This window comes from Streptomyces sp. 8N616, assembly GCF_052246385.1.
GTDB lineage: Bacteria > Actinomycetota > Actinomycetes > Streptomycetales > Streptomycetaceae > Streptomyces.
In genome coordinates, this window is record NZ_JBQQBY010000007.1 from 125,404 (window position 1) to 139,088 (window position 13,685).

14 protein-coding genes and 1 pseudogene are annotated in these 13,685 nt (G+C 72.9%); 11 read left to right on the top strand and 4 right to left on the bottom strand.

The annotated features are described in order from the left end of the window. Both scpA and ACTWQC_RS08635 read right to left on the bottom strand, forming a co-directional pair. Positions 1-2,226, bottom strand: a complete 2,226-nt coding sequence (scpA, locus tag ACTWQC_RS08630) for a methylmalonyl-CoA mutase (RefSeq protein ID WP_443314969.1) — start codon at positions 2,224-2,226, stop codon at positions 1-3. Next, complete coding sequence (locus ACTWQC_RS08635) at positions 2,226-4,103, bottom strand: methylmalonyl-CoA mutase family protein (RefSeq protein WP_443314970.1); 1,878 nt, start codon at positions 4,101-4,103, stop codon at positions 2,226-2,228. Before ACTWQC_RS08635 ends, scpA begins: the two co-directional genes overlap by 1 nt. Positions 4,104-4,226: 123 nt before the next feature. Between ACTWQC_RS08635 and cobF the strand changes: the two genes are divergently transcribed. Then, positions 4,227-5,003, top strand: coding sequence for a precorrin-6A synthase (deacetylating) (gene cobF / locus ACTWQC_RS08640; RefSeq protein WP_443315099.1), 777 nt, complete (start codon positions 4,227-4,229; stop codon positions 5,001-5,003). Positions 5,004-5,034: 31 nt separating this feature from the next. Here cobF and ACTWQC_RS08645 read toward each other — a convergent pair whose 3' ends face one another. Continuing rightward, complete coding sequence (locus ACTWQC_RS08645; RefSeq protein WP_443314971.1) at positions 5,035-5,838, bottom strand: cobalt-precorrin-6A reductase; 804 nt, start codon at positions 5,836-5,838, stop codon at positions 5,035-5,037. A gap of 121 nt (positions 5,839-5,959) precedes the next feature. Between ACTWQC_RS08645 and ACTWQC_RS08650 the strand changes: the two genes are divergently transcribed. The 10 genes and pseudogenes from ACTWQC_RS08650 to ACTWQC_RS08695 all read left to right on the top strand — a co-directional run bounded on the left by ACTWQC_RS08650 (position 5,960) and on the right by ACTWQC_RS08695 (position 13,282). Next, a complete protein-coding gene (locus ACTWQC_RS08650) occupies positions 5,960-6,358 on the top strand; it encodes a MerR family transcriptional regulator (protein WP_443314972.1) in 399 nt (132 codons plus the stop codon). A gap of 60 nt (positions 6,359-6,418) precedes the next feature. Then, the gene (locus ACTWQC_RS08655; RefSeq protein WP_443314973.1) at positions 6,419-7,357 is read left to right on the top strand and encodes a hypothetical protein; all 939 of its coding nucleotides are present in this window, start codon (positions 6,419-6,421) and stop codon (positions 7,355-7,357) included. Then, a complete protein-coding gene (locus ACTWQC_RS08660; protein ID WP_443314974.1) occupies positions 7,354-8,379 on the top strand; it encodes a zinc-dependent alcohol dehydrogenase family protein in 1,026 nt (341 codons plus the stop codon). The genes ACTWQC_RS08655 and ACTWQC_RS08660 overlap by 4 nt, the downstream gene beginning before the upstream one ends. Positions 8,380-8,562: 183 nt before the next feature. Then, on the top strand, positions 8,563-9,057 hold the full coding sequence (locus ACTWQC_RS08665) for a helix-turn-helix domain-containing protein (protein ID WP_443314975.1): 495 nt from the start codon (positions 8,563-8,565) through the stop codon (positions 9,055-9,057). Beyond that, positions 9,050-9,181 carry a hypothetical protein gene (locus tag ACTWQC_RS08670; RefSeq protein ID WP_443315105.1) on the top strand — a complete coding sequence of 44 codons (132 nt, stop codon included), beginning with the start codon at positions 9,050-9,052 and terminating at the stop codon, positions 9,179-9,181. The genes ACTWQC_RS08665 and ACTWQC_RS08670 overlap by 8 nt, the downstream gene beginning before the upstream one ends. A 121-nt stretch (positions 9,182-9,302) precedes the next feature. Next, positions 9,303-10,113 (top strand): annotated as a pseudogene (locus tag ACTWQC_RS08675) (cytochrome P450); the annotation flags it as partial. A gap of 103 nt (positions 10,114-10,216) precedes the next feature. Further along, the gene (locus ACTWQC_RS08680) at positions 10,217-11,047 is read left to right on the top strand and encodes an HAD-IIA family hydrolase (protein ID WP_443314976.1); all 831 of its coding nucleotides are present in this window, start codon (positions 10,217-10,219) and stop codon (positions 11,045-11,047) included. Positions 11,048-11,051: 4 nt separating this feature from the next. Beyond that, positions 11,052-11,744, top strand: a complete 693-nt coding sequence (locus ACTWQC_RS08685) for a DUF429 domain-containing protein (RefSeq protein WP_443314977.1) — start codon at positions 11,052-11,054, stop codon at positions 11,742-11,744. A 91-nt stretch (positions 11,745-11,835) separates the two neighbouring features. Continuing rightward, on the top strand, positions 11,836-12,624 hold the full coding sequence (locus tag ACTWQC_RS08690) for an Fpg/Nei family DNA glycosylase (protein ID WP_443314978.1): 789 nt from the start codon (positions 11,836-11,838) through the stop codon (positions 12,622-12,624). A gap of 43 nt (positions 12,625-12,667) precedes the next feature. Further along, complete coding sequence (locus ACTWQC_RS08695) at positions 12,668-13,282, top strand: MBL fold metallo-hydrolase (protein WP_443314979.1); 615 nt, start codon at positions 12,668-12,670, stop codon at positions 13,280-13,282. 59 nt (positions 13,283-13,341) lie between these two features. On the opposite strand, the gene ACTWQC_RS08700 is transcribed toward ACTWQC_RS08695, so the two are convergent. Continuing rightward, positions 13,342-13,530, bottom strand: a complete 189-nt coding sequence (locus tag ACTWQC_RS08700; protein WP_443314980.1) for a hypothetical protein — start codon at positions 13,528-13,530, stop codon at positions 13,342-13,344. Positions 13,531-13,685: the final 155 nt, after the last annotated feature.

Here is a 13,685-nt window from a genome sequence, read left to right on the forward strand (position 1 = left end):
TCACAGCTCGTGGCCGAGGACCCCGGCGAGGGTCTTCAGCAGGTCGTGGGCGGCGTCCGGGATGACCGTGCCGGGCAGGAACACCGCGGCCGCGCCCATCTCCCGCAGCGGCTCGACGTCCTGGGGCGGGATGACCCCGCCGACCACGATCGTGATGTCCTCCCGGCCCTGGGCGGCGAGTTCGTCGCGCAGCGCGGGCACCAGCGTCAGGTGCCCGGCCGCGAGCGAGGACACCCCGACGATGTGCACGTCGGCCTCCACGGCCTGGCGGGCGACCTCGGCCGGGGTCTGGAACAGCGGGCCGACGTCCACGTCGAAGCCCAGGTCCGCGAAGGCGGTGGCGATCACCTTCTGGCCGCGGTCGTGGCCGTCCTGGCCCATCTTCGCGACCAGGATGCGCGGCCGGCGGCCCTCCTCGCGCTCGAAGGCGTCGACCAGCCCCCGGGTGCGCTCCACTCCGGACGACGGCCCGGCTTCCTCCCTGTACACACCCGAGATCGTACGGATCTGGCCCGAGTGCCGCCCGTACACCTTCTCCAGGGCGTCCGAGATCTCCCCGACCGTCGCCTTGGCGCGGGCCGCGTTCACGGCCAGGGCCAGCAGATTCCCCTCCAGACCCGCTCCGGCCCCGGCCTCCGCGGCCCGGGTGAGGGCGTGCAGCGCGTCCTGGCACGCGGCCTCGTCGCGCTCCGCGCGCAGCCGCCGGAGCTTGTCGATCTGCTGGGCCCGTACGGCCGAGTTGTCGACCTTGAGGACCTCGATCTCCTCGTCGCCCCCGGCCCGGTACTTGTTGACCCCGATGACCGGCTGGCGCCCGGAGTCGATACGGGCCTGGGTGCGCGCCGCGGCCTCCTCCACCCGGAGCTTGGGGATACCCGCGTCGATGGCCTTGGCCATGCCGCCCGCGGCTTCGACCTCCTCGATGTGCTGCCAGGCGCGGCGGGCGAGGTCGTGGGTGAGCCTCTCGACGTACGCGCTGCCGCCCCACGGATCGATGACCCGGCAGGTCCCGGACTCCTGCTGCAGCAGCAGCTGGGTGTTGCGGGCAATGCGGGCGGAGAAGTCGGTGGGCAGGGCCAGCGCCTCGTCGAGGGCGTTGGTGTGCAGCGACTGGGTGTGCCCCTGGGTGGCGGCCATGGCCTCCACGCAGGTGCGGGTCACGTTGTTGAAGACGTCCTGCGCGGTCAGCGACCAGCCGGAGGTCTGCGAATGGGTGCGCAGCGACAGCGACTTGGCGTTCTTCGGCTCGAAGCGCTTGACGAGCTTGGCCCACAGCAGCCGGGCCGCCCGCAGCTTCGCCACCTCCATGAAGAAGTTCATGCCGATCGCCCAGAAGAACGACAGCCGCGGCGCGAAGGCGTCCACGTCCAGGCCCGCGTCACGGCCCGCGCGCAGGTACTCGACGCCGTCGGCCAGGGTGTAGGCCAGCTCCAGGTCGGCCGTCGCCCCGGCCTCCTGGATGTGGTAGCCGGAGATGGAGATGGAGTTGTAGCGCGGCATCTTCTGCGAGGTGAAGGCGAAGATGTCGGAGATGATCCGCATCGAGGGCTGCGGCGGATAGATGTAGGTGTTGCGGACCATGAACTCCTTGAGGATGTCGTTCTGAATGGTCCCCGCCAGCTTCTCGGGCGGTACGCCCTGCTCCTCCGCGGCGACGATGTAGAGCGCGAGCACGGGCAGCACCGCGCCGTTCATCGTCATCGACACGCTCATCCGGTCCAGCGGGATGCCGTCGAAGAGCTGCCGCATGTCGTAGATCGAGTCGATCGCCACGCCCGCCATGCCGACGTCGCCGGTGACCCGCGGGTGGTCGCTGTCGTAGCCGCGGTGCGTGGGGAGGTCGAAGGCGACGGAGAGGCCCTTCTGGCCGGCCGCGAGGTTGCGGCGGTAGAAGGCGTTGGACTCCTCGGCCGTGGAGAATCCGGCGTACTGGCGGACCGTCCAGGGCTGGTTGACGTACATGGTCGGGTAGGGGCCGCGCAGGTACGGCGCGATGCCCGGGAAGGTCTCCAGGAAGTCGAGCCCGGCCAGGTCCTCGGCGGTGTAGAGCGGCTTGACGCCGATGCCCTCCGGGGTCTCCCACACCAGGTCGCCGTCGCGCTTGCCGGTGGACTCCTTCAGCGCGGCCCGCCACTGGTCGCCGGTGACGGCCGAGCCTCCGTCCGGTCCCAGCTCAACTCCCGAGAAGTCGGGGATCGTCGCGGGCTTGCCCGCACTGCCGTGCATCACGCCACTCCCATGTCGTCGAGGGCCGCGGACAAGGCCGCGACCGCGTCGGCGCCTGCGAAAAGGAACTCGTCGACTCCGGCCCGCTCGTAGGCGCCCCGGCTCTCCCCCGGCCTTCCCGCCAGGTAGATACGGGTGGCGCCCGCGGCCTTGAGTTCGGCCGCCGCGGCCTCGGCCTGCTCGGCGTACACCGTGTCGCTCGAGCACAGGCAGGCGGCGCTCGCCCCGCTGGACGCGTAGGACTCGGCGAGCGTGCGGCCGTCCTCCGCGGGCACCGGCTCGATGCCGCCCGCCTGGAAGAGGTTGGCGGCGAAGGTCGCGCGAGCGGTGTGGGCGGCTGCCGGGCCGAGGGTGGCCAGGAACACCCGCGGCCGGGTGCCGGTTGCGGCCAGGTGCGCGTCGGAGCGGGACCGCAGCGCCTCGTACGCCTCGTCGCGGCGCACCACCGGCAGGCCGCCGGACGGCGCGGCGGGGGCGGGCCCGCGCTGCACCGGCTGCTCGGCCAGGTGCGGGAACTCGCTGACACCGGTGACGGGTTCGCGGCGGTGGGCCAGGTCCCCGGCGCGGCGCTCCCAGGTGGCGGCCAGCCGGTCCGCGACGAGCCCGGAGCGCAAGCCGCGAGCCTGTCCGCCGGCGCGCTCGATCTCCTGGAACCACGACCAGGCGGCACGGGCCAGCTCGTCGGTCAGCCGCTCCACGTACCAGGAGCCGCCCGCCGGGTCGATGACCCGCGCCAGGTGGGACTCCTCCAGCAGGATCGAGGAGGTGTTGCGGGCGATGCGGCGGGCGAAGCCGTCGGGCAGACCGAGGGCGCTGTCGAAGGGCAGCACGGTCACCGCGTCCGCTCCCCCGACCCCGGCCCCGAGGCAGGCCACCGTCGTGCGGAGCATGTTCACCCACGGGTCCCGACGGGACATCATCACCGGGGAGGTCACGGCGTGCTGGCGCTGCGCCGCGGCGGCGGGGCTCGCGCCGCAGACCTCCGCGACCCGGGCCCAGAGCCGCCGCGCGGCCCGCAGCTTCGCGATCGTCAGGAACTGGTCGGCGGTGGCGGCGTAGCGGAACTCCAGCTGCGCGCAGGCCGCATCGACGGAGAGCCCGGCCTCCGTGAGGTCGCGCAGGTAGGCGACGCCGGTGGCGAGCGAACAGCCCAGCTCCTCGGCGGCGGAGCCGCCGGCCTCGTGGTACGGCAGGGCGTCCGCCACCAGGGCCCGTACGCCGGGGTAGTTGTGGTCGCAGCGCGCGGCGAGCGCGGCGGCGGCCGCCGACTGCCGGGCGACGTCGTCGGCCCGGCCCGTGCGGGCGGCCAGCCCGAGCGGGTCGGCGCCGAGCTGGGCGAGGGCGGTCTGCGGCGCGACGCCGACCTCGTCGTAGAGGCGGAAGAGCTCGCGCGCGGCGGACTCGAAGTCGGCGCCGGGATCGAGGACGACGGAGGCCAGGTCCAGGTAGACGCCGTCGAGCGCCTGCGGGAGCGCGGCGACCGGCACTCCGGCCTCTCCGACGGCGAGCCACACGGAGGTGGCGCCGTTCTCGAGGTCGGCGAGCAGGGCCTCGTTGGACGCCTTGGGGTCGGGGTCGGTGTGGCGCTGGCGGACGTCCCATCCGGAGACCGCGGTGCCCTCCGCTCTGCTGCCCCTGACGAACGGGGGGAAGCCCGGGTACCCGGGGTCCGCGGCGCCGTCCTCGGCGGTGTACAGCGGGCGGGCGGTGAGCCCGTCCTCGAGCTCGGTGGAGAGGGCGTCCTCGGCCGCGGTGTCCGAGACGTCGTTCGCACCCGACTTGCGCAGCACGCCTGCTACCAGGCTCTGCCACTGCTTGCGGGTCGCTTCCGGGAACTCGGCGGCCAGGGACAGCCCGTCGTCAGGCAGGACCGTCATGGGGGAAGGCTAGGCGAGGTTGCCCCCTGAGCAGCAGTGCGCTCGGATGTGACCTTGACCTCGTTCGATGCCTTGACCACCCAAACTGCGGACCTCGGCCACCCGTACGGCAGACTCGGCGCCGTGAGAAAGATCCTCGTCATCGGCATCGGAGCGGGCGACCCCGACCACTTGACCCTGCAGGCCGTGAAGGCGATCACATCGGCCGACGTCTTCTTCATCCTGGACAAGGGTCAGGAGAAGGCCGATCTGGTCGCGTTGCGCCGCCACATCCTGGCCCTGCACGCCGGGCAGCGGCCGTACCGGCTGGTGGACGCGCGGGACCCGAACCGGGACCGCACGGCCCCGACTCCCGGCTACGCGCCCGCCGTCGGGGACTGGCGCCGTCGCAGGGCCGACGTCTGCGAGCGGCTGATCCGCGACGAGCTGTCGGAAGGCGAGTGCGGGGCGTTCCTGGTGTGGGGCGATCCGGCGCTGTACGACAGCACCATCGGGATCCTGGAGGACATCCTCGCGCGCGGCGAGGTGTCCTTCGACTTCGAGGTGGTCCCCGGCGTGAGCAGCGTCTCGGCGCTGGCGGCCCGGCACCGCACCGGGCTGAACCAGGTGGGCCGCCCGGTGCGGATCACCACGGGGCGGAGGCTGTCGGAGGAGGGCTTCCCGGAGGACGCGGACGATGTCGTGGTGATGCTGGACGCGCACCGGACGTATCTCCGCTTCCGGGACGAGGACCTGCACATCTACTGGGGCGCTTACGTGGGGACGCCGGACGAGATCCTGGTCTCCGGCAGGCTGCCGGAGGTCGCGGACGAGATCTCGGCGGTGCGGGCGGAGGCCAGGGACCGCAAGGGCTGGATCATGGACACGTATCTGCTCAGGCGCAAGCCGAAACAGGGGTGACCGACGGCCGCCCCCGGCCCCCCACCCGCCCTCAGAAGGGCGGTCGGGCGGGAAATTCCGGCGCGAAGCGCCGGGGCGGCAGGGGCAGGGCGGCGAGCCACGCCAGCGCGTCCGCGACGTCGGGCACGACCCCTACCCCCGGCGGTGGGGTCGGGCGGCGGACCACTACCACCGGCAGTTCCAGCGCACGGGCAGCGGTCAGTTTCGCCGCTGTGGCGGTACCGCCGCTGTCCTTGGTGACGAGGACGTCGATGCGGTGTTCGCGCAGCAGCGCGGTCTCGCCCTCGACGGAGTACGGGCCGCGGTCCAGCAGGATGTGCGCGTGGCGCGGCAGCGGTGGCTCCGGCGGCTCCACCGACCGTACGAGGAAGTGGAGTTGGTCCAGGCGCGGGTCCGCGAAGGCAGCCAGCTTCTGGCGTCCTGTGGTGAGGAAGACCCGGCCGCCGGGGCCCGCGATCCCGGGCAGCAGGGCGGCGGCCCCTTCGAGCGAGTCCGCTGGGTGCCAGCGGTCCCCGGGGCCGGCCTCCCAGCCGGGCCTGCGCAGGGCCACCAGCGGCACGCCCGTCGCCGCGGCGGCCCGCGCGGCGCCGGCGCTGATGCCCTCGGCGAAGGGATGCGTCGCGTCGACCACGGCGCCCACCGCGTGCTCCTCGATCCACCGGGCGAGGGCCTCCGGGCCGCCGAACCCGCCGACCCGCACCTCCCCCGCGGGCATCCGCGGCGCGGCCACCCGTCCGGCGAGCGAGCTGGTGACGCGCGGCGCGGGATGCCGGGCGGCCAGCTGGGCGGCGAGCCGGCGGGCCTCCGTGGTGCCGCCGAGGATCAGCACATGCATGGGCTTCCCGTCTCCGGCCGTCTCCGGCTCCGGCGTTCCTTCTCAGGCCTTCTCAAGCCTCGCAGGCGGCCCTTTCAGGCGTTCCTTGACTCAGGCCGCACTCCGCACAGTTAATGCAAACATGAAGTCCAACGATCCCGAGGAGTCGATGACCATCGGCGAGCTCGCCGATCGGTTCGGGCTCCGTCCGCACGTTCTGCGGCACTGGGAGGCGACTGGCCTGCTGGCCCCGGCTAGCCGGGTGCACGGCCGCCGCCGGTACACCCGGGGGCACATCGCCCGGGTGGCGATGATCGTCCGGGGAAAGGCCGCCGGCTTCAGCCTGGAGCAGCTGCGGGCCGTCCTGGAGGCGAGCAGCCCGGCCGACCGGCGGGAACTCCTGCGCCGCCACCAACGCGAGCTGGAGGAGCGCATCCGGCAGATCGAGGCGTCGAAAGCGCTGGTCGAGCACGCGTTGGAGTGCCCGGAGGACGACTTCACCGACTGCCCCGCTTTCCGCCGACTGGTGGAGCAGATGTAACAAACGGGGTATATGTGACGGAACAGGTGATTCAGACGCACGAGTGATGGCGAGGTCGCGATGACCGGAATCCAGAACAGGGCGTACGAGACCACTGCTCCGGGACGTCCCGGGTTTTCCTCCCAGGGCCTGGGCCCGACCTCCCAGAGCCCGGGCAAGACGTCGTTCAACGACATCTACGACCTGCCCGACCCGCGCGGCTACTTCCGCACCCTGCGGCCGCTCGAGTACCAGATCCCGCACCACGGGCAGCGCGTCTTCCGGCGCGTACTGGCCGCCCACACGCCGGTCACCGGGCGCGACGGACCGGTGACGGTGCTGGACCTCTGCTGCTCGTACGGCATCAACGCCGCCCTCCTCAACCACGACCTGACCCTGGGCGACCTGTACGAGCGGTACACGGCGGAGCGCAGGGCCACCCTGAGCACGGCGAGGCTCGCCCAGGAGGACCGATCCTTCTACGCCGCGCGCCGCCTGCCGCACGCCGTCCACATGACCGGCCTGGACTCGGCGCGCAACGCGGTGGCGTACGCACGGGCCGCGGGCCTGCTCGACGAGGGGTTCGGCGAGGACCTCGAGAGCGACGAGCCCAGCCGCGACCTGGTCAGGGCCCTGGAACCGGTCCGGCTGATCACGGTCACGGGCGGCGTCGGCTACATCACCACCCGCACCTTCGAGCGGCTCCTCCCCCACATCGGCGGACCGGTGTGGGTGGCCGCTTTCGTGCTCCGCACGGTCAACTACGGGCCCATCGCCGACGTCCTGGCCGAGGCGGGCCTCGTCACCCAGAAAGCGAACGGGCGGACCTTCCCGCAGCGCCGGTTCAGCGACCCGGACGAGCAGCGGCACGCCATCGAGGCGGTCGAGGCCGCGGGCCTGTCGCCCAGCGGCAAGGAGGCCGCCGGCTACTACCACGCCGAGTTCCACCTGTCGCGGCCGACGGCTCACGCGGCGGCCTTCCCGGTCACGGACCTGCTGGAAGGGGACTGGCCGAGGTGACGGAGGGCGCGAGGACGTCGGCCTGGGTGGTCGAGCAGCCGGGGCCCATCGATTCGGGACCGCTGCGACGCCACGAGCGCCACGTCCCCGCGCCCGGTCCGTACGAGCTGCTGGTGGAGGTGGCGGTCTGCGGTGTCTGCCGTACGGACCTGCACCTGGCGGAGGGCGACCTGCCGCCCCGCAGGCCGAACTGCACCCCCGGCCACCAGGTCGTCGGCCGCGTCAGGGGCACGGGCTCCGCGGTCCGGGACTTCTCCGAGGGCGACCGGGTGGGGGCCGCCTGGCTCGCGGGCACCTGCGGCGAGTGCCGCTACTGCCGTACGGGGCGGGAGAACCTGTGCCCGCGCTCCCGCTACACCGGCTGGGACCTCGACGGCGGCTACGCGGGCTTCATGCTCGCCGACGCCCGCTACGCCTACCGGCTGCCCGACGGCTGGAGCGACGAGGAGGCCGCCCCGCTGCTGTGCGCCGGGATCATCGGCTACCGGGCGCTGCAGCGCGCGGAGCTGCCGCCCGGCGGGCGGCTCGGCGTCTACGGCTTCGGGGCCTCCGCGCACCTGACCGCCCAGCTCGCCGTCGCCCGCGGCTCGGCCGTGCACGTCATCACCCGCTCCCCGGCCGCGCAGCGGCTGGCGCTGGAGCTGGGCGCGGCCTCCGCCGGGTCCGGCGCGCCTCCCGAGCCGATGGACGCCGCGATCCTCTTCGCGCCGGTCGGCGACCTCGTGCCGGTCGCGCTGGAGGCGCTGGACCGGGGCGGGACCCTGTCCGTGGCCGGAGTCCACCTGACCGGCATCCCGGCGCTGGACTACGAGCGGCATCTGTACCAGGAGCGGACGGTGCGCAGCGTCACCGCGAACACCCGCGAGGACGGCCGCGCCTACCTGGCCGAGGTGGCGCGGCTGCGGCCCACGGTGCAGCTCGCCCGCTATCCGATGGACCGGGCCGACGAGGCGCTGGCCGATCTGGCCGCGGGCCGGATCACCGGAGTTGCCGTGCTGATCCCGGAGGGCTCCGGGCGGTGACACCCTCCGCCACCCGTCAACTGCCGGTTACGTCGGGGCCTCGCCAACTGCCGGTTAAGTCGGGGCACTCGCCAGCATCCGGGACGACTCTGGTGCAGTGCGTTCCGCCCATGGCAGGATGCTCTACGCGAGTCAGTTCGACTTAACTGGCCGTGAGGCAAGGGGCCTTGGGGGAGGGTGGAGATGTCGGTCGGGGAGGGCACATCACCAAAGGCGGCCGGTACTCCGCTCGCGCAGCGGCTGAACTACCTGTTCGCCAACATGCACCCTCCGGGCGCCCCGTACACGAACGCGCACGTGGCCGAGGAGATCAGCAGCGGGACCGACGCATACGGCGGCGTCACCCTCACCGAGCAGTACCTGTCGATGCTGCGCAACGCCAAGCGGGCCAATCCGAGCCCCGATGTCCTGCGCGCGCTGGCCAAGTTCTTCGGGGTGCCGGTCGGCTATCTGCTGGGTGACCTGTCGGAGTCGCAGGCCGAACGGGTCGAGGAGGAGGTCCAGTTCCTGGTCGCCATGCGCGATCAGCGGGTGCGCGCCATCGCGCTGCGCTCCGTCGGCCTCCCGCCGGAGGTGCAGGACAGCCTCAGCGAGATCATCTGCCAGTTCCGCCGGCAGATGAATCTCCCTGACGGTCCGCCGGATTCCGGGGGCGAGACATCCGGTGGAGGTGACTGAGGTGCTGCATCCGGCCATGTGCGGACCGAGTCTTGCCGCGATCGGCGTCCTGTGCTGCCACCTGCCGCCGGTCGACCACGCGCTCGAACAGCTGCGGGAAGGGCAGCAGGCGCAGCGCCGGTGACAGCGGCACCCGCGAGCGAGGTGGCCCTGGACGGGGGTCTGGGCCGCCTGCGACAAGGGCGGCGCCGGGCAGACGACACCTCCGGCGCCGCCCCTGCGACCCCTGGGAGCGCCCCGTACCAGCCTGCGCGCCGCCCATGCCCATCACGGTGATCTGCGACCTCCTCGGCGTCCCGGACGGGACCGGCACGACTTCCGGGCCTGGACCGACTCGCTGATCGCTCCCGACCCGGAGCGGCCGCACCTGGCCGAGGAGGCAGTCGGGAACCTGCTGAGCTTCTCCACCGGCCTCATCGCCACCACGCGTGCCGAGCCCGGTGACGACCTGCTGTCCGACCTGATCGCCGTACGGGACGACGGTGGCGACGACCGGCTCACCGAGGACGAACTGACCTCGCTCGCCTTCCTGATCCTCTTCGCGGGCTACGAGAACGCGGTTCATCTCATCGCCAACTCGGTGCCGGCCCTCCTCGACCACCCGGACCTGCTGCACGAGTTGCGTCGAAATCCAGACGGACTCGGTGCCGTCATCGAGGAGTTCGCCCCTACGACGGACCCGCGCCGCTCGCCATCCGCCGCTTCCCGCTCGAGGACCTCGACATCGGCGGCGTCACCGTCCCGGCCGGGGAGACCGTTCTGCTCGCCATCGCCTCCGCCCACCGGGACCCGGACCACTTCGCGGACCCGGACCGCGAGGACCCGCACCGTGGCCAGTGCGGGCACCTCGCCCTGGGCCACGGCATCCACTACTGCCCCGGCGCGCCCCTGGCCCGGATGGAGACCGAGACCGCTCTCGCCGCGCTGCCGAGCCGCTTTCCCCGGCTCTCCCTCGCCGTTCCGCGCGGCGAGCTGCGTTGGCGGCCGTCGATCCGGGCGCGTGGCCTGATCTCGCTCCCGGTCTTCTGGGTTCCGGAAAAGCGAACAGGCATTTGATGCACGACCCCACCCCCATGAGGTAGAAAGGTCCTCGTGCCCGCCCGGTGTGCATCCCCCGTCGCACCGGGCGGGCCGCCTTGCGTCACGCTACGGTCGTCGCATGACGGCCGTAGAGGCGCTGCTGATCGACATCGACGGTGTGCTCACCGTGTCCTGGAAGCCGCTGCCCGGCGCTGTCGGGGCGATGGAACGGCTGCGGGCGGCGGGGATTCCGCTGGCGCTCGTCACCAACACCACGTCGCGTACGCGGGCTTCGATCGCGCAGGAGCTGAGCGGGGCAGGGTTCCCGGTCGGCGTCGACGACATCCTCACGGCGCCCGCCGTCACCGCCGTCCATCTCGCCGAGCACTATCCGGGCGCGCGGTGTCTGCTGCTCAACAGCGGTGACATCCGGGAGGATCTGCCGGGCGTCACCCTCGTCGAGGACCAGGTCGAGGACGAGGACGAGGGCGAGAACCGGGGCGAGGGGACGCCGGACGTGGTCGTCGTGGGCGGCGCCGGGCCCGAGTTCGGATACGCGCAGCTGAACCGCGTGTTCGGCCATCTGCAGCGCGGAGCCCGGCTCGTCGCGATGCACCGCAACCTGTACTGGCGGACCGATGCGGGCCTGCAGCTCGACGCGGGAGCCTTCCTCTTGGGGCTCGAGCGCGCGGCGCGCACGGAGGCGGAGGTGGTGGGCAAGCCCGCGGCCCCGTTCTTCGCGGCCGCGCTGTCCCGTCTCGGCGCCGACGCCTCCGCGGCGCTGATGGTCGGCGACGACATCGAGGCCGACGTCCTGGCGGCGCAGCGGGCCGGGATCACCGGCGTGCTGGTGAAGACGGGCAAGTATGTGCCCGAGGCGGTCGAAGCCGCCGACGGCACGCCCGATCACGTCATCGACTCCTTCGCCGACCTGCCCGGGCTGCCCGGCCTCGCCGAGCGGCTGACGTGACGCCGTGAGCCGCGCGCGTACCAAGGTCATGGGGGTGGACGCGTGCCCGACCGGCTGGGTGGGCGTGCTGCTGCACGACGGCCGGTTCGCCGCCGCGCACGCGGCGGCGGACCTGGACGGGCTGCTGGAGCAGGCGCGGGAAGCGGCGGTCGTGGGCATCGACATCCCCCTCGGGCTGCTGGACTCCCGGTGGCGGCAGGCCGACCGGCTCGCCGCCGCCCGCCTCGGGCCGCAGCGGGCCCGGGTCTTCGCGGTGCCACCCCGCCAGGTGTGGGAGGAGGACGACTACGCCGCCGCCAACCACCGCTGCCAGATGATCACCGGGTCCGGGCTGAGCCGCCAGACCTGGGGACTGGTGAAGAAGCTCCGCGAGGCGAACCTCCGCCGGGACGCGGGCGATCAGCGGCTGCACGAGGTGCACCCGGAGATCTCTTTCACGGCCATGGCGGACGGCGCCCCCGTGACCTGGAGCAAGAAGAGCTGGAACGGACAGCAGGTCCGCCGCGGCCTGCTGCGGGCCCGCGGCATCGTCCTCCCCGAGGACCTGGGCGCCGTGGGCCGGGTCCCGCCCGATGACCTGCTCGACGCCGCGGCCGCCGCGTGGAGCGCCGACCGGATCGCCCGGGGCGCGGCCGAGCTGCTGCCCGACCCGCCGGAGCGCACGGCGAGCGGCCTGCCCATCGCCATCTGGTGGTGATCCAGCGGCGGTGCGAGCCTGGACGTACGCGATGTGCGCCACGTACGGCAGGTACGCCAGGCACGTCAGGTACGGATCGGCGGTAAGTGTCATGCCCGAACTGCCCGATGTCGAGGGGTTCCGGGAGGTCCTGGCCTCCTGCGCTGAAGGCAAGCGGATCGAGCGGGTCGAGGTGAACGACGCGGGCGTCCTGCACGGGGTGAGCGCGCGGCGGCTGCGCCGCGACCTGGAGGGCCACCGGTTCACTGAGCCGGAGCGGCACGGAAAGTGGCTGCTCGCCCGCACCGACGGCCCGACCGTGCTGCTGCACTTCGGCATGACCGGGGAGCTGGTCTGCTGCCGCGAGAGCGATCCGCCCGATCCGCACGACCGCGTCGTCTTCACCCTGGGCCGCGACCAGCTGCGCTACCGCGACCAGCGCAAACTCCAGGGCCTCTGGCTCGACGACGGCACCGGAGCCGCTGTCGCCCGGATCCTCGACGACCAGGGTCCCGACGCGATGGAAATCGGCCGATCCGAGTTCGAGGAGCTGCTGGCCGGGCGGCGCGGCCGTATCAAGGCGGCCCTGACCGACCAGTCTCTGCTGGCCGGACTCGGCAATCTGCTGGCCGACGAGATCCTGTGGCGCGCCCGTATCCATCCGGCGCGCAGGGCCGGTGATCTCACGGCCGACGAGCGCGGGCGGCTCTATACGGAGATGCGCCGCACCCTGCGCTCGGCGGTGCGCGCGGGATGTGTGCCCCCGCGGAATTCCTGGCTCACCGGCCGCCGCGACGACCCGGACCCGGTGTGCCCGCGCTGTGACGGTCCGCTGCGCCGGAGCCGTATCGGCGGGCGCGGCACCCTGTGGTGCCCCCGCTGCCAGCCGGACAGCACGTGAGCGGCGAAGCGCCATGCCAGCGGGTCCTGTGCGGACGAGTCCGGTGCGGCTCACTCTCCTCGGCGTCGGCGCGATGAACTCGCCGCGCTTCGCCCCCGCCGGCCTGCTCCTCGAGCACGGCCGGGACCGCGTCGCCCTCGACGGCGGCCCCGGAGCCGTCCCCGGGAGCCGGCTGGACGCCTGGCTGGTCACCGACGAGCACAGCGAGCTGCGCACCCAGCTGCGCCATCTCGCCGAGCGGCACGGTACGGAGCCGGCCATGGCCGCGTACGAGAGCGAGCGCGGCGATCTGCGGATCGAGCCGTGCCCGGTCGCGCACACCAGCCACCCGACCTGCGGCTACCGGATCCTTGCCGGTGACGCGCTGGCGGTGTGGGCGCCGGAGTTCTGGGAGTTCCCGGCCTGGGCGGCCGGTGCCGACCTGATGTTCGCCGACGCCGCGGGCTGGGACCGCCCCATCCGCTTCCGCGGGGGCGTGGGCGGCCACGCGAGCGTCCGGGAGACCGCGGAGGCGGCCGTGCACCACGGCGTACGGCACCTGGTCTTCGCACACATCGGACGCCCGTCGATCAGGGCGATGGACGCGGGGCTGCGCCCCGGTGTCGGGGAGTGGGGTACGGAGGGGCGCACCTACATGCTGCGGCAGCCGCCGCGCTAGGTGTCCGCCCGCTCACATGCGGTCACGCCGCGGCGCTCCGGGGCGGGGTGCACCGGGGTTCAGCGGTCGGCGACGTCCTCACGGAGGCCGTCGGAGAACTCCCACCACATAAGGGGAAGCCAGTCGCCGGATACGAAGGCATCGACCGTCGCCCCGCGACCGCGGATGGTCACCGTCGTGCCGGGCGGGTACGTGGTGCCGGAGAGGCCGATGACGGGGACGAGCAGGGTCCCGAGGCGCTGTGCCATTTCCCGACCTCCTTCGCCATTTCCGAGTGCACTACCGGCTTAATAGTCCTGTCGACTGTACCCGGGTTGTCGGATACTCCCCCCGGGGGAATCATGAGAGATAGGTCACGTGGACGAGCGGCGCCAGGCCGCCGTGTGTTTCCCGGCCCTGCGCG